At 35.1% G+C, this 18009-nt stretch carries 17 protein-coding genes; 9 read left to right on the top strand and 8 right to left on the bottom strand.

The features are described 5' to 3' along the window. Positions 1 to 158: 158 nt before the first annotated feature. Complete coding sequence (locus SFB89_RS03025; RefSeq protein WP_331775469.1) at positions 159 to 1727, bottom strand: HD-GYP domain-containing protein; 1569 nt, start codon at positions 1725 to 1727, stop codon at positions 159 to 161. Positions 1728 to 1890: 163 nt separating this feature from the next. Between SFB89_RS03025 and ribA the strand changes: the two genes are divergently transcribed. The 6 genes from ribA to trhA all read left to right on the top strand — a co-directional run bounded on the left by ribA (position 1891) and on the right by trhA (position 5264). Beyond that, on the top strand, positions 1891 to 2454 hold the full coding sequence (gene ribA / locus SFB89_RS03020) for a GTP cyclohydrolase II (RefSeq protein ID WP_331775468.1): 564 nt from the start codon (positions 1891 to 1893) through the stop codon (positions 2452 to 2454). A 73-nt stretch (positions 2455 to 2527) separates the two neighbouring features. Continuing rightward, positions 2528 to 3427 (top strand): DMT family transporter, encoded by a 900-nt coding sequence (locus SFB89_RS03015; RefSeq protein ID WP_331775467.1) that lies wholly within the window; start codon positions 2528 to 2530, stop codon positions 3425 to 3427. Positions 3428 to 3434: 7 nt separating this feature from the next. Beyond that, entirely contained in the window at positions 3435 to 4016 is a 582-nt protein-coding gene (rsmG, locus tag SFB89_RS03010) for a 16S rRNA (guanine(527)-N(7))-methyltransferase RsmG (RefSeq protein ID WP_331775466.1), read from the top strand. Next, positions 4013 to 4240, top strand: coding sequence for a PP0621 family protein (locus tag SFB89_RS03005; protein ID WP_331775465.1), 228 nt, complete (start codon positions 4013 to 4015; stop codon positions 4238 to 4240). The genes rsmG and SFB89_RS03005 overlap by 4 nt, the downstream gene beginning before the upstream one ends. Beyond that, a complete protein-coding gene (locus tag SFB89_RS03000) occupies positions 4240 to 4599 on the top strand; it encodes a hypothetical protein (protein ID WP_331775464.1) in 360 nt (119 codons plus the stop codon). The genes SFB89_RS03005 and SFB89_RS03000 overlap by 1 nt, the downstream gene beginning before the upstream one ends. Continuing rightward, entirely contained in the window at positions 4560 to 5264 is a 705-nt protein-coding gene (gene trhA / locus SFB89_RS02995; protein WP_331775463.1) for a PAQR family membrane homeostasis protein TrhA, read from the top strand. Before SFB89_RS03000 ends, trhA begins: the two co-directional genes overlap by 40 nt. Before the next feature lie 203 nt (positions 5265 to 5467). On the opposite strand, the gene SFB89_RS02990 is transcribed toward trhA, so the two are convergent. Further along, entirely contained in the window at positions 5468 to 6859 is a 1392-nt protein-coding gene (locus tag SFB89_RS02990) for a hypothetical protein (RefSeq protein WP_331775462.1), read from the bottom strand. A gap of 277 nt (positions 6860 to 7136) precedes the next feature. Here SFB89_RS02990 and SFB89_RS02985 point away from each other — a divergent pair, with 277 nt between their 5' ends. Next, entirely contained in the window at positions 7137 to 8336 is a 1200-nt protein-coding gene (locus SFB89_RS02985) for a cation:proton antiporter (protein ID WP_331775461.1), read from the top strand. 70 nt (positions 8337 to 8406) lie between these two features. Beyond that, a complete protein-coding gene (locus SFB89_RS02980) occupies positions 8407 to 9723 on the top strand; it encodes a DEAD/DEAH box helicase (RefSeq protein WP_331775460.1) in 1317 nt (438 codons plus the stop codon). Positions 9724 to 9753: 30 nt separating this feature from the next. Here the strand turns inward: SFB89_RS02980 and SFB89_RS02975 are convergent, their stop codons facing one another. Both SFB89_RS02975 and SFB89_RS02970 read right to left on the bottom strand, forming a co-directional pair. Beyond that, positions 9754 to 12444, bottom strand: coding sequence for an AAA domain-containing protein (locus tag SFB89_RS02975; protein ID WP_331775459.1), 2691 nt, complete (start codon positions 12442 to 12444; stop codon positions 9754 to 9756). 8 nt (positions 12445 to 12452) lie between these two features. Further along, the gene (locus SFB89_RS02970; RefSeq protein ID WP_331775458.1) at positions 12453 to 13931 is read right to left on the bottom strand and encodes a DUF2779 domain-containing protein; all 1479 of its coding nucleotides are present in this window, start codon (positions 13929 to 13931) and stop codon (positions 12453 to 12455) included. Between the two features lie 234 nt (positions 13932 to 14165). On the opposite strand from SFB89_RS02970, the gene SFB89_RS02965 reads away from it, so the two are divergent. Beyond that, the gene (locus tag SFB89_RS02965) at positions 14166 to 15008 is read left to right on the top strand and encodes a DMT family transporter (protein ID WP_331775457.1); all 843 of its coding nucleotides are present in this window, start codon (positions 14166 to 14168) and stop codon (positions 15006 to 15008) included. A 115-nt stretch (positions 15009 to 15123) separates the two neighbouring features. Here SFB89_RS02965 and SFB89_RS02960 read toward each other — a convergent pair whose 3' ends face one another. The 4 genes from SFB89_RS02960 to SFB89_RS02945 form a co-directional block, all read right to left on the bottom strand. Beyond that, on the bottom strand, positions 15124 to 16383 hold the full coding sequence (locus SFB89_RS02960; protein ID WP_331776046.1) for a DUF2075 domain-containing protein: 1260 nt from the start codon (positions 16381 to 16383) through the stop codon (positions 15124 to 15126). Between the two features lie 26 nt (positions 16384 to 16409). Continuing rightward, the gene (locus SFB89_RS02955; RefSeq protein WP_331775456.1) at positions 16410 to 17093 is read right to left on the bottom strand and encodes a hypothetical protein; all 684 of its coding nucleotides are present in this window, start codon (positions 17091 to 17093) and stop codon (positions 16410 to 16412) included. A 332-nt stretch (positions 17094 to 17425) separates the two neighbouring features. Next, complete coding sequence (locus SFB89_RS02950) at positions 17426 to 17752, bottom strand: type II toxin-antitoxin system PemK/MazF family toxin (RefSeq protein WP_331775455.1); 327 nt, start codon at positions 17750 to 17752, stop codon at positions 17426 to 17428. Then, positions 17746 to 18006, bottom strand: coding sequence for an AbrB/MazE/SpoVT family DNA-binding domain-containing protein (locus tag SFB89_RS02945; protein ID WP_331775454.1), 261 nt, complete (start codon positions 18004 to 18006; stop codon positions 17746 to 17748). The genes SFB89_RS02950 and SFB89_RS02945 overlap by 7 nt, the downstream gene beginning before the upstream one ends. Positions 18007 to 18009: the final 3 nt, after the last annotated feature.

Raw genomic sequence — 18009 nt, 5'->3', positions numbered from 1 at the left:
AGCTATTTTAAAACTTAAATATTGATGTTGAAAACGTTTTTAATATGATAGATAAAATACATTTTTGGTAAATTTATAAAAATTTTACCATAGTATTCTTAATACTTATGAATACAAGGCGAAACATCAGAGAAAAATCATGGCATCTTTGAGAGGTTTCAATCTTTGAAAGTATCACGGATTTTGAGAAATTCATCCATGTGCTCAAAGAAGATATCCACCAGTTTGGGTTCAAAGTGGCGTCCTCGCTCCTCTTTGAGAAGTGTGAAAATATCCTCATCCTTCCATGCTTTTTTATAGACCCGATCACTCCCTAGTGCATCAAAGACATCAGCAATCGCGGTAATACGACCAAAAATATGAATCTCCTCGCCCGCTTTTTTCTCAGGATAGCCACTCCCATCCCACTTCTCATGATGTTCTTTCGCTACGATGGCAGCCATCTTTAGCAGGGCTTTGTTGGAGCCTTTTAGCATTTCATATCCCAAAGTTGTATGGGTGTTCATGATCTCGCGCTCTGCATCACTTAATTTTCCCGGTTTATTCAAAATCGAATCAGGAATTGCTACCTTGCCAATATCATGCATCGGAGAGACTTGACCTATCATCTCTGTCTCTTCTTCACTCAAACCATAAAATCTAGCAAAAAGTTTGGAATACTCCGCCACTCTTTTGACATGATTACCCGTCTCCTTGCTGCGTTGTTCCCCGATGGTTCCCATCGTGAAAATGACCTCTTTTTGGGTTTCGATAATCTCTTTATCCAGTTTGGTAATCTCTTTTAATCCCTCTTGAACTTTTGCTTCAATCTCATCCACTGATAACGCGACAACATGACTCGTACGATATTCAAAAAAGACAATAAAAAAAAGAAGGAAAATAAGCACGACTAAGATGAATATGCTCGTCGAATCAATAAAATGCATCGTAATATTTTCAATCTTCGTGCGCATAAAAGCATTGACTTTTCTATTTTGATGGATAGTGTGAAAAATCTCATGCGAGAGTCGATTAATTTTTTTATCAATCATCGCAATATTAATAGCACTCGAACCTAGTGTTTTGACGACCGACTCATATTGACTCAAAGAGGAAGATTTTTGATATTTTTTTAAGGCATCAATATAAAAGAGCCAATGATCAAGCGAGGCATGGTCTTTTTTCTGATATAGTGTCTCTTTGCTGTACACGGCAATCTCACCAAAAATTTGAATCGCTTTAAAATCTTTTGTTTGCAAAACTGCTTTTTTTATCTTTTTTCTTAATTGTGCTTCCTGGAGATAGCTTTTGTTAAAATCTTTGCGTAGATAAATCTTGTTTTGATGCAAATTGACAAGCTGATTGAATGCTGTTTCAATCTTTTTTTCATTCTGAAAGAGTATCTGCATATTTTGACGCAAGATACTATTATTGCTCTCATCAATAAAAGTTTTTCTCAAAGTAAAATAGTGATGATCTAAAAACATTGTTTTTGTTCTATCAAACTTTTTTTTGTGTTCCAAATAGTGTTGATTGATCACATCAATCTCTTTGAGAGTTGTTGAATCAATTAAATCTTTCGTGAATGCATCCATCTGTTCTTGTATAAAAATAAGACTCGCTAAATGTTTACGAGAGAGATGGTTGTCTTTGATTTGAAGCCAAACAATCGAATTAATCGCGCCCAAAAAAATGACAATAACCGTAATAAGCAAGAAACTTAATCTCACTCTATTTGTAATATTCATCATCTACCCCAAAACTTTTTAAATACTCATTTTTGATTTAAACATCTTTTTTTATATTATTCGATAAAATACATTTTCATATATCTAAAAAATAAAAATTCTAACATATTAAGCTTAATAATTATAAGAGTTATAGAAGTTAATTAGAAAAGGTCAAGAAACAATGAAAATCGAGATATCAGAAGTAGCCAATCTTCCCACAAAATATGGAAATTTTAAAATTCAATCCTTCAAAGAAGGTATCAAAGAGCACCTTGTCATATTCAAAGAGCCTTTGAGTGACAACCCTATCGTGCGTATTCACAGTGAATGTCTAACGGGCGATACCATCGGCAGTTTGAAGTGTGACTGTGGCGACCAACTCACCACCGCGCTTCACACCATCAATGAAAACACCGGTATGATTATCTATCTCAGACAAGAGGGACGTGATATTGGTCTTTTGAATAAAGTCAATGCCTATGCCTTACAGGATAAAGGACTCAATACAGTAGAGGCCAACCATCAACTAGGATTTGCAGCCGACCAAAGGCATTATGAGGTGGTGGAGACGATTTTGGCACATTTTAATATTACATCTATCAGACTCTTGACCAATAATCCACAAAAGATAGCCAGCCTGAAAAATGTCACAATCACAGAACGTATCCCAATCATCATCAAATCTAACAAATACAATGATAAATATCTCAAAACAAAAAAAGATGAGATGGGACACTTATTTTAAAAGACCGTATTATTTACATACTATGTTCAAATAAGAGCGCGCTAGCTCAAATTCTAATTTTTAAGGAACCTTAATGGAACAAAGAGACAAAAATATATTTTATATCATGCTGTTCTTCGCCATGTTCAGCTGGGGTGCATCATGGGTTAATGTCAAAGTTCTCAGTTCCTATATCGATGAATTTGATATGATATTTATACGCTTTGGAATCACCGCTATCACGCTGCTTCCCGTCATCATGATACTCAAAAAATCTCTGAAAATTGATCTCAAAACATTCATGCTAGCACTCTTCGCTTCGATAGCATTTATCGCTTATATGAAGTACTTTTTCTTGGGGACCAAATTTGGAACCGCGGCACTCGGTGGGGCGCTTGTCACATCGATGATTCCAATCAACACCTTTGTGATTTTAGCTATATTTGGCTCAAGAGATGCCAAGAAAAAAGATTACTTTGCCTTATCTTTGGGAGCAATCGGAGTTTTGACGATGTTGGATATCTGGGATTCACACCTCAAAGACATCTTGGTGATTCAAAACCTTTATTTCTTATTTGCATCAATTTTATGGCCTATTTTTACCATCATCAGTTCCAAATCAAGAAAGATTTCACCTATTGTCTTTAGCTTTTATATTTATGTGATTACAGTCGTACTCGATGGTATATTTTTTGTTGATTTTCATGCTATTCATTACAGTGGATTTGATACGATTTTTTGGATTAATATGCTGGTCATCTCAATTGTCGCCTCCACCTTCGCCAATACCGTATATTTTCTGGGAATTGAGCGATTGGGTGCGGGTAATGTGAGCTCATTTATATTCTTAGTGCCTTTTTCTGCCATATTGCTCAGTGCAATTTTTCTACATGAGCATATCGGTATCTCTATCATCATTGGTACGGTGATGACACTTTATGCTGTGAAGATCTTAAACAATATAAAGTTTAAATCAATCAAACATCGGTTATAATTTTATCATGAGCGCAACAAAAAACAACTATGAAATAGCCGATGATTTTACGAAAAAATGTGAAAATTTCACAAAACTCATCTTAAGCTACAATAAAATACACAATATCACCGGAGCCAAAGACTCCGATAGTATCCGTTTTAATATCGAAGACAGTATCTATCCGATACCTTTTTTGCCACCTCATATCGAACAGGCTATCGACGTGGGAAGCGGCGCTGGGTTTCCTGGACTCATCTTGGCGATGGCATTACCGCAGATTCATTTTACTCTTTTTGAACCCATCAAAAAGAAGAGTGCTTTTTTACATCTGGCCAAAACTTCGTTATATTTAAAAAATGTTGATATAATTTCACAACGCGTTGAAGCGGTTGCGCCTTTTGAGGCAGATTTGGTTTGTTCACGAGCCGTCACAAAAACAGAGATGCTTTTGAAACTCTGCCAAAACTTTATCTCAGCCAAAACCACCCTGCTATTTTACAAAGGGACGCGTGTCCAAGACGAGATTAAAAATCTTGAAAATTATAGGATTTATGAAAATGGTAATCGAAATTACCTCCTCATGAAAACCGAAGGAACTTTTAAATGATTATGAAATGGTTACTCTTTGCAGCAATTGCATGGTTTATATATATAGTGTTTTTTAAAGCATCAAGGACAAAATCTGTCCCTCCAAAAAATGATAAAAAGAAAAAAATAGATGGGGACACCATGATAGAATGTGCAAAGTGTTCGGTTTTTGTCAGTGAAAAAGATGCCATCATCAAAGATGGTAAATTTTACTGTTCTAAAGAGTGTGCCGGTCTCAAATAATGCTAATATTTCACCACTCTTTCATCGAAAATCAACAGTTTTATAAAGTGACTTCTATAGATGAGATCAAAAACACACCACCAAACTCCATCATTTTAAGTGATTTTGACAAAACAATCATCACCTACGCCAAAGACCAACAGCTCACCTTTGCCATCCAAGTGACGACAATAGTCGAGTTGGTTTTGGCGGCTGCATCGCAGGCATCTTTTCTTTTGGTGAGTAAAGGTTTTTCAACCATAGCACAACAAATAGCCGATGATTATATGTATGATGCCAAGATTTTACTCATCGGAAACAGTGAAGAGGATATAGAATTTTGCGCACTAAACGGAATCGACGGGATTATCTTTCTTTAAAAAAAGACCAAACCTTTTTTGAGACAAATATCAATAATTTTTCTATCACAGAAGAGATTTGGCATGCCATAAGCCATGGCATTGGTCTGTTATTTAGTATCGCAGGCTTAGTCATATTGGTCATCATAGCGGCCTATCATTCCAATGCGACTGGCATCACTGCATCGGCGATATATGGTGCGACTTTGATTATCATGTATGGTTCTTCTACCTTTTATCATGCGGCCAGGAAAAGAAAGGTAAAGAAAATTTTACAAATCTTTGACCACGCTTCTATCTACTTTTTGATTGCAGGAACCTATACGCCCATCACACTTATCACGCTTCACGGACCTTGGGGCTGGAGCCTTTTTGGTATCAATTGGGCGATTGCGGCCTTTGGTGTGGCGTTAAAATTTCTCTATCCTAGACGATTTGAAATGCTTTCGTTGATTTTGTATGTTATCATGGGATGGTTGATTATCGTAGCGGTCAATCCTATTGTCCATGCGATGCCAATAGGCGGATTACTACTGATGCTCTTAGGGGGATTGTTTTATACCTTTGGTATCATTTTTTATGTCAAGGATGAAAAACATTTTTTCCATACAATCTGGCACTTTTTTGTACTCGCAGGCAGTATCTCGCACTACTTCATGGTACTGTTTTATATTATTTTACAATAGCCATCAACACCATTTCTAACATTCTTCCCGGTACCATAAATACTCTCAATTGCAAAATCTAGAATTTTCTTTTGCAAGCGTACAATCTATCATGATACTATTATAAAATATACCACTGGCATTTTTAAAATCTAGATTTCTCTCTCGCCGTTCTTGTCCATCCAAAGCATAGAGGCAAGAATCGTGCCCCTATGTGATTTTAGTTATAACTCTTTATCGTTGATGGAAATTTTTGATTTATCCAATACGATATGAAACAAGAGATGATCCCCATCTTTTTTGGCATATTTTTTGAGTTCTTCTACTAACTTTGGATTGATGACAGAGAGTTGATCGATATCATTTTGTGTTATCATGATATCTGAGCTAATCGATATAAATTGCTCAAATTCCTCAGGTTGAGAATTGCTATTGAGCGTGTTTGGAGCGACTTTTAGATTGATTGAAAAATCAAAAGCTTTTAGCGCAAAAATTGCATACTGAGTCTCGTTGATACCGCCATCTACTTTTAGATTAAATCCCTGGTTTATTATTGCCATCACATCATTTTGTAAAAACATTTGATTGGGTGGTTGCTGGGTTATTTTATGTCCATATGTGCGGATAAATGATTTTACTGCAGGCGTATTGAGACCACTAAACGTCACTTTGAGATTTAATTGGTGTAGTTTAAGAAGCTGTTGGTATCCCAAAAAGTTCATCGCGCCAATCTTGTACTCTGCCATAAAATTTGTCTTCTCTTTGTCTGAATCACTATGACTATTAACGGTAAAATTATTTATTGAAAATTTGGTGCTTTTTTGTGTGTCATTGAGGTTAATGACAAAATCACCGATATTGAGATTGGAAGATTCATGGAGCATATCATCATATTGAAATTGATATTTTAAATCTTTGAGTTGCATCAACACGGTTTGTTTTTGTGCTCTATTTTTGCTTTCTATTGATGCCTTTTGCATCTGAAATTCACCACTATTTTTATCTAAAACCATGAGTTGATTTCCTAGCAGTTGGATATGATTTGCTTCTTTTTTTATGCCTGATGTGAATTTTTCATCAAAATTTCGCATCGCAATGTGCTCAAGTGAACCATCTTGGTTGAAAACAACTTTAAATGCGATGAGACCATGGTCTAACCAAGGCAATACAATAGAAGAAGCTGAGGGGTCATTTTTGATATCTTGCATCAAAATTGTTGGTAATTCTTTCAGCACTATCCGTAATTTTGGCTTATTTAGCATCAAATTATCCACAGTAATAAAACCTGAAAATCGCATACCTTCTAAGCTCTGGGCAATCGTTGTTTGATTCTTTTTAAAATAAGCTTCTATTGAATCTTTATACAAAGGGTAGAATCTCACTAAATTTTCTTTCAGCATCAACGCTATGACTTCTCCCTTTTGAAGGGTCAGGTTGAATTTTCTGATACTGACAAAATAGCCTTCTTTAGGTTCAATACTCAAATCAATCCCTTCCGCATGGAGCACGGCCTTTTTTTGTGCGATAATCTGCTCGACGCGCTGATTTTCATACGCCGGAAATGCCAATGCTACTATTATGATGATGAGAATAAAGAAGATAAGCTTTTTATTCATATTTGGCTTCTTTTCACATCAATAGTAGCGATGACCAGGGGTGTATGATGTAGTATTGCAGGGGTTGATTGATTGGTGAATTCAAACATTTGATGGGTTCCTTTGTGGAGTATTATAACAGACAAGAGTCTCACTATATCAGAGTATTATAGCACAGTGTGCCTAAAACCATGAACGCCTTCACCCTTCGTAACACCCTTATTCATAAAAACAAAAGATCGTGTGCAAATCTTGTATCATGAGACGATTCTTTGGCTAAAAAATAGTATAATATGGCATGGAAGCACATAATTTTTTCTTAACCCTTTTCTTGATTTTGATAGTAGCTAGAATTTTTGGTGAACTCTTTGCTAGGCTTGGTGTGCCTTCTGTTCTTGGTGAGCTTTTTGCCGGGATATTTCTCGGGTCGTCTATTTTGGGCATCGTACAACCCAATGAAATATTGAAAATATTAGCAGAAATCGGCATCATCTTGCTTCTATTTGAAGTCGGAATCGAAACAGATTTTACACGATTAAAACATGCGGGGATGCGCTCATTAATCGTCGCGGTACTGGGTGTTATCTTGCCTTTTTGTTTTGGAATTTTGACTGCTTTTTATCTTTTTGGATTATCATTTGACATCGCTTTGTTTATCGGGGGAACTCTCACCGCGACGAGTATTGGAATCACGCTACGCGTACTAAGAGACATCCACATGGAAAAGACAAATATCGCACAAATCGTCATCGGAGCTGCGGTAATCGATGATATTATTGGAATTATTTTATTGGTCTTTATTTATGACTTTTCAATCTCTCGTCAAGCAGATTTTAGTCACACCATCTCCGTGGCGGGCATGATACTCATGTTTTTAATCCTAGCGCCAATCTTTGCTAAAGCACTCTCCTTTTTGATACATAAATTTCATGGAAAAGAACTGGTCCCTGGATATATTCCTACGATTATCATCTCACTGATATTGCTATTGTCGTATCTGTCACATTTAGTCGGAGCACCGGCAATCTTAGGTTCTTTTGCAGCCGGAATCGCACTTTCTCGCCGGTTTTTCTTGCCTTTTGGCTCATTTTTGGGAGCGAATGAATTGCTGCTTGAGGATGTGAAGAAAAACATGAAACCAATCATTCAAATCTTCACACCAATATTTTTTGTGATGGTGGGTCTATCTGTCAATCTCAGAGTTATAGATTTTACTTCCACCTCCTTTTGGATTATGGGACTCTCATTTATCTCGATTGCATTTATTTCAAAATTTCTAGGTGCTTTTTTCATCATACAAAAATGTGCAAAGAATAATGCGCTAATCGGTATATCGATGATACCAAGAGGTGAAGTCGGTCTCATCTTTGCGGAGATGGGAAGGGTCAGTGGGATACTCCCTAATGAGATCTATGCGATGCTTATATTTGTCATCATTATCACGACGATTGTGCCGCCATTTTTACTCAAAATATATTTTAAAGGTGAATGCGTTTAGATTCTATCATTTCAATTCTCACTCCTTATATAATTTTTTAGATACAATACAAAAAAATAAGGAAATATTGATGTCGTTTGAAAAACTAGGCTTAGTGCCGCAATTGCTCACCACTATCGGTGAATTAGGCTATACAAAACCAACACCAGTACAAAAAAAAGTAATCCCTTTGGTCTTAGAGGGAAAAGATGTGATGGCCACAGCACAAACAGGGACGGGCAAAACCGCCGCATACGCACTCCCTATTTTGCAATTACTATCCAAAAAACAGACCAAAGAAAAAACAAAAAGAGCCATCAAAGTCCTCATCTTAGTACCCACGAGAGAGTTGGCGGCACAAGTGGGAGACAGTATTGAGGTTTATGGCAAAAATCTTGCCCTAGAGAGTTGCGCAATTTTTGGTGGCGTCAAATTTGCACCACAAATCAGAAAACTCGCTCGTGGCATCGATATCTTGGTGGCAACACCGGGGCGTTTACTAGAACATATCGAACAGGGAAATCTCAATCTTTCAAAAGTAGAAACCCTCGTCTATGATGAAGCTGATAGAATTTTAGATATGGGATTTTGGGAAGAGATCAAGACGCTCTCTGGCATGATTCCTAAAAAACGCCAAACCTTGCTTTTTTCCGTGGAACTGAGCAAAGCAGTGAAAAGATTCTCAGAACTTGCCTTGAATAAGCCAATCAAAGTGGAAATCAACAATCAAGGCGATTTGGCAAGAAAAGTAAAACAAACGATTTATATATGTGACCAAGATAAAAAAGCTGCATTGTTATCTTACATGATAGGTTCTCGAAATTGGCATCAAGTGTTGGTTTTCACAAAAACGAAAAAAAGTGCTGATGAAGTAGGAGAATACCTTGAGAAAAGTGGCTTAAAAACACTGATTTTGCATGGGGACAAGGCGCACACCAAGCGCACCAAAGCACTCAAAGATTTCAAAGCCGGAACCATTCGTGTCCTCGTCGCCACCGATATCGCTTCTCGAGGTTTGGATATCGAAGAGCTCCCTCATGTCATCAATTATGAGCTCCCAGGAGAGGCAGAAGATTACATCCATCGAATCGGTAGAACCGGTCGAGCGGGCAATGAGGGCGAGGCTATCTCTTTGGTTTGCAAAGAGGAAAAAAGTGTTTTGAAAAATATTGAGCGCCTCCTCAAATATGGACTAAAAGTCGAATTTTTTGAAGGTTATGAGCCCAAAGATTGGGTAGAAAAAGAAGCCAGAAAAAACACCATCCAAGGCAAAATCGAACGAAGTACTGAAAAAAGAAGTAAAACAGCCAACAATGTCGCAGGCATGAGAAAGAAAAAGGCAAACGACAGAAACGCTGCAAGAAAAGCAACCATGAAAAAAAGAAAAGAGAAAAAAGCCAAAAGATAAGATTATAAAAAGGGGAGATCCCCTTTTGCCTTAAGCATTTATCTCTTGTAACTTGCGAAGTAATTTTTTTTCCTCTTCACTGCCATTGGTGGCAAATCGTATCATTGGAATATTATATTTTTCTAAAATGAGATCTTTTAATTTATCCCTTTCTAACTGGATGGGATTATTTTCATGAAAAGCAACGCCATCTACTTCGACCGCCAGTACAGCTTCTTTGCAGATTTTATTATATATCAAAAAATCTATATGAGTTAAAGGATTTTGTACAAATTTCAATTCCTTTTCATTTAAGATACTGGTATCTTGGATTAAATGATTCAACGGGAAATTAAGAACTTTGTCCAAATAATTATAATGCTCATTATTCAATATATTTTCGATTATAATATTCATCAAATTTTCTGATTTGTATTTAGAAATATTTTTTATTTTAGAGCGATACTTTGTCAAAACGGGAGCATAACTCTGATATAGTAGATCAAATATAGAGTAAATTTTACTTTGTTTGATCTCAAAATTATTATATTTTATATAAGAAACCAAATCTTTCATATTTTTATTTTTTTGATCATCAGATATGACAACATAAAGTTGATCTTTCGCTCTTGAAATAGCTACATTTAGCAAATTTGGATCATCGGCAAACTCGTTTTCCTGATCAACAACTGTTGTGATAATAATCACATCTTTTTCTCTTCCTTGGTATTTGTGCACTGTATCAATTTCGATATTTGCGTTTTGATTAATTTCTTCGCATAATTTATCGATTTGCTTGCGAAAAGGCGAAATAATTCCCAAACTATCAACATGTAAACGTGTTAATATTTCGTTTTTAATAATATCAATTTGACGCTGATTATATTTTCCCCTCGCATGATTTCCCTCTGCTGTATTATATAAAATCAGAGGCGAAGACGTCTTCTTTGTATCTTTTGTTAGGATAATTAACTCGTTATTATAAAATTTCTTATTACAAAAATCTATAATTTTTGGATGGCACCTATAGTGCTCTTTTAACAATGTTCTTGGCACTTCATTAAATAATTTTGAAACAGATAAAAGTAAATTGTTTGCGTAATGATAGGAGGGATTTAAAGAATAATGATCAAAAATACTGTCAATCTGATTTTTTAATTCACGAGGTATGATATGAGGCAGTTGCTTTAAATCACCAACAACAACAACATTTCGGGCACAAGACAAGGCAAGTCCACCGGCAACAATATCAACCTGTGACGCTTCATCTATAATCAGATAATCGTATAAAAAATTTTTTCCTGTACAATTTTTCAAAGAATGTGTCGTACTTAAAATCACGGGATATTCTTTGATAAAGCTATTGAAATCTTTCCACAAAATATCACTATCAAATCTTGTTCTTTTCATTTTATAATCATATCTTTTCGATAAATATGACTTAAATAATGCCATTGATTTCGTTCTATGTTGTTCGAGTAGCGCTTCAAAGTTAGAATTCTTCAAAAGGTTTTTTAATTCTAAAATCTCCTTGTTTAACGTCCTTGCTCTAATAATATAAAAACATTTTTGTAAAAATATAATAATATCATCTATAGGATGCGAATAAATAGAAAAATGAAATAGTCTATATTTCCATATAGCCTTGATTTTAAAAAAAAGATTGACTGTTTTGTTTTGACTTTGCAAATCTTCCAAGTCAGCCCAGAATGATATTATCTCTTCTAAAGTGTAATTTAGAAAATACTGCTCATCATCAATACTAATAGCTTTGAGGGTATACAATCTCATAAAATATTTTTGTTCTATTAGCAGAGAATCTAATTCTTGCGAGAGTTTTGCAAGCTGATTGTGAGCATGTAATAAAGTTTTTATATGTTCGATATCCTCTTCAAGCTTTTTTTGCTCAAGAACGAAATCTGTTTTAGAAATATTTTGCATTTTAGGATAATCTTCATTTTGATTTAGAAAAAAAGCTTCTTGATTATCTTTATTGCCGAGCATCGCCGTAAAAAAAGATAAATCTTTGGCATCTAACTTATCAAAAATATTTTGAATGGCTGCGTTATTGTTGGAAACAACAGCAACTGTGTTATTATTCATCATTAAATTTGCAATGATATTCAAAATAGTTTGAGTTTTTCCTGTGCCTGGTGGTCCCTCGATAATGCTCATTTGGTTCGTCAATGCCTGATTTACCGCCATCTCTTGACTCAAATTCAATCCAAATGGAAATATTTTTACCCGATTAAAATTATTTTTTTGGATAGGTTCACGTCGTAAATATTTTGCAAAGATACTATCTTCGCTAATATAATCAATCTTTTCATATTGCTTATCTAAAAAATCATTCTCTTCATTTTTTATACTTTTAGCCAATTCTTTTAAATATAGCAGTGTATTTTTTGTATTTACATACATAAGAGCATTTTTTTCAAAACGTAGATTCGCTTTATTGTAAGTAAAAACTTTCCCATTATCATGAAAGATTCTCAGATGAGTTTTAAAATCTAATATTTTAGAAATATTAAACAAACACACCTCTCCTAAATAAATCAAATAAGCATTAGGATCAATTGGCTTAGGATCTTGTAGTATTGAAACCTTGTGTTTATTGTATAAATAGATTTTATTGTTCGTAGTGTATTTAATTTTTATTTTGTTTGCTTCAACATCAATCTTCTCAATCTCTTGTGTTTTATCCTTATCGTTGATCAATATTAAGTATTTGTCGATATTCATCAAGGGTCCTATATCTTTTTTAATTTCCCCAGTACCCGCACCATCGCCAGAGTATCGAGTTCGCAGTATTTTAGCAACTGCGCGCGCACTTTTTTTTGCTCTTGTTCACTCTTGTCATGTAGCGATGCGAAAGCATTCATGGCATCGCCGCCATTTTGGATGCCTTCTAATTGTTTGTAGGCTTGCTCCATCTGTGGGACGAGGGCTGGTAAGACATATTTGATCGAGTAGCTACCCTTCATAAGCGGAGTGGCGTAGTGTCCTTTTTGAAAGGGTATCATCAAGTCTTTGATATTGTCATGGAGGCACATCAGCGGTTCTGACAAATCCTCAAACTGCGTAGCCAGTGAAGCAATCACCCGTTTTTCAAAACTCATATTATAAGCCAACACATCGACATGACACGGTATGTCTGCCACCAACTTCTCTGCCAAAGCACGTCTTGGGTCACTTCCAGATTGCGCCAAAAACTCTCGATGTGCCAAAGTACCATCAGCATCTTCTATATGAAGTGAATACTGAAACGGTATCTGTTGGTAGGGACTCACACCACGCCACAAAGGGATAGCTTGCACAAAAGTCTCAAAATCTAGATAATATAGCGGATAGTTCAGTGTTTCCAAAAACTCAGCAATCGCATCATGATCTATAAATGTGCGCTGCATTTTCCAGTTGTCAACCTTTTGTTTTTGGATAGATGTCATCGCAAAATCATCGGGAATATCTTCTATCATGATGATGTTTTGGGCATAGAGTTGTTGTTGTTTTTTACTGCCGAGATTGAAGATATTAAAGACGCTATACTCTGGAATATGGCGCTGGGTTTTCCAGCAATACGCCTTTGCATCGCACTCGTAGGGATGATTGCAGTGTTTGCCGATGTCGATGTCAGGTTCATGGAGACTATCGCTTAGGTATGTTTTAAACTCCTCTAACTTTTGTGGAATCGAGGCTTGCATCTGTTGCACCGCATCGCTCACATCCACCACCATAAAGAGCTTGTCCAACTCTAGCATTTCATCTCGCACGTAACCAGAATTGATATGCACGACATGACAAGCACGTACCGTATAGCCAAGAGATTCCAAAACATAAAGCTGGATGGAGACATCATGTAGATAGATTGGCTTCACATCGGTGGAACTCTTCACCTCATAAAGCGCCAAGCCCTCAGGCGTTTGGCGCAGGATATCCACCATCACCACGATACCATCATAGATAAATGTCGCCTCATAGATGTTTTCAACGCCCTCTTCCAAGTATGCTTGCGTCCGTTGTGCCATGCTTTTAAAATCCCGTGAATCATAAGGAATCTCTCGACCACCTGGGAACAACTCACACGCCAAATCGCCCACGACATTGCCCGTCTCAAACCGTGCAAGTGCACTGGCATCTGGCGGGGTTAAAACCTCTGGCTTGTACTTTTTGAGCCATAAGGATTTGGGGCATTGGATGGCTTTGGTGTAGAGGGATTTTGATAGATTCATTGAAATCGTAACCTTTTAAAAAATGTTGAAATTAAGCTATCCATCACAATCCTATAAGTTTATATTTAGAAATTATATTGTAACCACAAAACTATGAAACAATGATTAAAGGGATAAAAGAGTCAATAATGGTATAATTTCACTCAAATAAAACACATACATCTCATAGATAATTGGATAAATAATGAACTTTACACTCCCTATACTTTCATGTTAAATACTAGATTAAAAGGCATGTTTTTTGCCGCTTTTGGTGTTGGAATTATAAGTTTTGATGCGCTTCTTGTCCGGTTGGCCAACACAGATGCTTCTATCATCTCTTTTTATAGAGGTCTTTTTATGGGCTTAATCATGTTTTCTTTCATGCTCATAAAAGGCAAAAAAGATGTGATCCCTAAAGATAAAAAAAGCATCTTTATTATCATTTGCATCTCTTTGATATCGGGAATTGGTACTTCTTTGTTTGTATTTTCAGTAAAATACACAATCGCCGCTAATACCGTCGTTCTTTTGGCAACCTCCTCTTTTTTTGCCGCTATCTTTTCATATTTTATTTTAAAAGAAAAAGTGAAGAAAGAGACCCTTTTAGCCATCTTTTTATCTTTTTTTGGAGTATTTCTCATCGTGCAAAACTCTGTCAATCTTGGGGGAAATTTGCTTGGTGATTTTTTGGGTATTCTTTTAGCTGTGGCAATGGGGCTTCAGCTTACGCTTCTGAGAAAATTTCCTCATTTTTCTCATTACTTACTCATCTCATTGAGTGGATTTTTTTTGATGACGGTCATGGGCTTCATAGCAAAAAATCCCTTTGACATACCGCTTATGAGCATTTTCTGGCTCTTTTTGATGGGCATGATGCAAGTTGTCGCAATGTATTTTATCTATGGGGCTACAAAATATATAAGCTCTGCTGAAGTTGGCATCTTCTCTACGGTAGAAACCACACTAGCTCCCGTCTGGCTCTGGCTTTTTATAGGAGAAGTAGTCCCTAGCAGCACACTTATCGGTGGCGCATTTGTCGTTTCGGCGATTTTTGTCAATGGCTATTCACAAATAAAAAAGACCAAAGCAGCTTGATTTTTTATGTATCGATGAACTTATCAAAGATTATCATGAGGCTATGAGTTTTATTGATATATTTGGGAACATCAACGGTTCTACTTTTGAGATAGATAGTAGCTACTATGTTTTGTTAAAGCTCTTGTATACCGATCTTCCTAATATATTCATAGGTTTCATCATAAAATTCTGGTAACCTTGTTTGGTCATCTAATGATCCATTAGGTATAAATATAATCATCCCTTGTCTGGCTCTCGTAAGTAAAACTCTATAAGCATTCAATAAATAATTTTTTATGATCTCTTTATTTATATTTTGCCATTTTGTACCCTTGAATTTTCTAAACATCCATTGGTTGTTGTGAAAATAAAAGTCTCCATCCCAACATACACATGTCCAATCAAGTTCAAGTCCTTGAATGTCAAATTCAGTTGCCACTTCTTCATTGAAATACGAAGATCTAATATCATCTTTATTGTTTAAAAACCAAACGGGAGCATCAATCTGATTTTTTATATTTATCCCAAATGGCCTTAAACGATATGCTCCAGATGATGCAACTACACCACTTCTTTCACTTCCAATTGCTTTTGATTTTAACCATTTTTTTGCTTTTTCAAAATCTCTTGTAACCAATATAGGATAATCATTTTTTAAAAAGTCATTATATAAACGTCTAGCCTTTGTTGTGTCAATATCTAAAATAGAGTGAATAAAGTCGGATAGCTTCTCTGAGCGAAAAGATCTAACTGAAACGGATAAGTGTAAGTTTTTATCTATAGTGGCATTTTCGTGTAACCACTCTTTTAATGCATTATCTTTCAAATAGTTTTTATCTTCTATTATCGAATTTGATAAATATATATTCCAGTCATGAAAATGATTTTTTAACGAACTAATCCATTCTTCTAATCCTGCCTCACCAGTATTTATCTCTTGTCCGCCACCTACTAAACAAATGATTGTAGACCAGTCTTGATGTCTATTCATTACATCAATTAAGAATCTTGGTTCTGATGACTCAAAATTATCTAGTCCTCTTCTTCTTTTCATAAAAGAGCTTGTTTGCCCTTGATTCCAAGCTCTTTGAGCTTCATCAAATACTACTACTTTTTCAATTGGTGCTTTAGCTGTACCTAATGAGTCATCGCGAAAATGGTGAATATTTTGAATAAAAGCATGTGTTTTAATTGCAGCCTCTCTTTTTGTTAGCTTTTGCCCTTTCTTTTTTGCATTATTAACTTCGTCCCTTGTGAGAGCTTCTCTTAATACATCAACTAGTGGACCATTTCCTGATAAGAAAACTGCATGTTCGTTTTCATCAATATTCATCCTTTCATTTGCAATATTTAAGCCTGCTAGTGTTTTGCCTGCACCTGGAACCCCTGTAATAAAACAAATTGATTTCTTATTTGTTTCTAACTATTTATAATTTGGTTAATTTTATCTGTTGTAATAGACAAATTTATAGCACCAGAATCTGATCTAGAAATCTCTTTAACATTATGACCTTTATATAATGCTTGAGCTGCTTCAATAATAGTTGGAGTTGGTTTATAGATTGAGTTTTCCCATATTAACGGATCTATATTATCTACTCGTTCTAACTTTAGACATTCTTCTATTGTGCTTAAAATAGAGTTTTTATTTGCAAAAAGAGGTTTATATAATTTATCTTGTAATGGCTCAATTTTACTTTCAAAACTTTTTGCTTCAGTTGCAATAAGTATGGGAAATAATTTTTGAGTATGACTACCTTCATGAAAGTTTTTTAAGTCTTGTGAGTAGTCTATAACTTGCTCTATCGCATTATTGTCATATGTTGTTGAACCAACTTTAAATTCAATAACAAATATTGAATCATTAATAATTATAATATTATCAACACGCTTTCCCATTCTAGGAATTGCAAATTCAAAGAAAATATGACCATCTTTATAATTGTAAAATGCTTGTTTTAATATATCAATTTGTTTTATCCATGCATTTCTTTGTAAATCCTCTAAGGCATGATTGTGATGTCGTGCTAGTTCACCAAGAATTGTGTTTGTATTCTCTGTAATAAATTTACTAATTGTATTGGAGTAATAAGATCTTTGCAATTTACTATATTCCTTTGTGTTGGTTTAACGGTTAAAATGAGCTAATAAAAAAGGGGTTAGGTATTGGGAATAACCTATTTTTCATGGACTAAGCTTTGCCATAATTTTAGATATCGTTGTTCCTGAGAGTTGCAAAAACTCTGCGATTTCACTTTGCTTATAGCCACCCTGCACCGCTTCTTTTATGCTTTTATCTCTTTGCTGTAAAGATGTCATTGTATCAAAATATTCATTAAGTCCTTTTTGTTTTAGCTTTTTACGGTTTCATTTTCTTGAGTATATTTTGTTTTAAACTGAACGCTTTGTAATATATCATATTTTCTATCATTTGATTACAATTCAAACATATTAATAAGCATTTTTGAAATTTCTTTTGATGTTGCTGTATCAACATCTCCAAGCTTTTTTACAAGTCTTGTTTTATCAACTGTTCTAATCTGATCTAGTAACACTAATCCATCTTTCTTGTCAAACTTTATTTTGGGTCTAAATATAAAATCAAAACCTTTAGAGGTCATAGGTGCAACTATTACGGTTTTTAAAACATTCATCTCGTTTGGAGAAACTACAATGCATGGCCTTGTTTTTTGAATTTCAGAACCAACTGTAGGATTTAACTTTACCAAGTGTATTTCAAACCTTTTGATATCTACTACCATTGCCAGTCTTCCAAGTCATTATCATTAAGTAAGTCATCTAAAACACCTTCGTCTTCAACTCCTTTATGATTAGAAATAACTTTTTCAATATTTTCTTTCCATGTGCTTCTATCTGTATTATTTATTGGTTTTATTAATAAACCATTTTCTAAAACTTCTAGTTCTAAATTTACATTTTCAAGGTGTGCTTGTTGTATTAATGGTTTAGGAATTCTAATTCCTTGTGAGTTTCCAATCTTTGTAAGTGTTGTCATAAT

The sequence above is a fragment of the Sulfurospirillum sp. 1612 genome (assembly GCF_036556685.1).
Classification (GTDB): Bacteria; Campylobacterota; Campylobacteria; order Campylobacterales; family Sulfurospirillaceae; genus JAADIZ01.
This window is presented reverse-complemented; position numbering and strand designations above follow the sequence as displayed.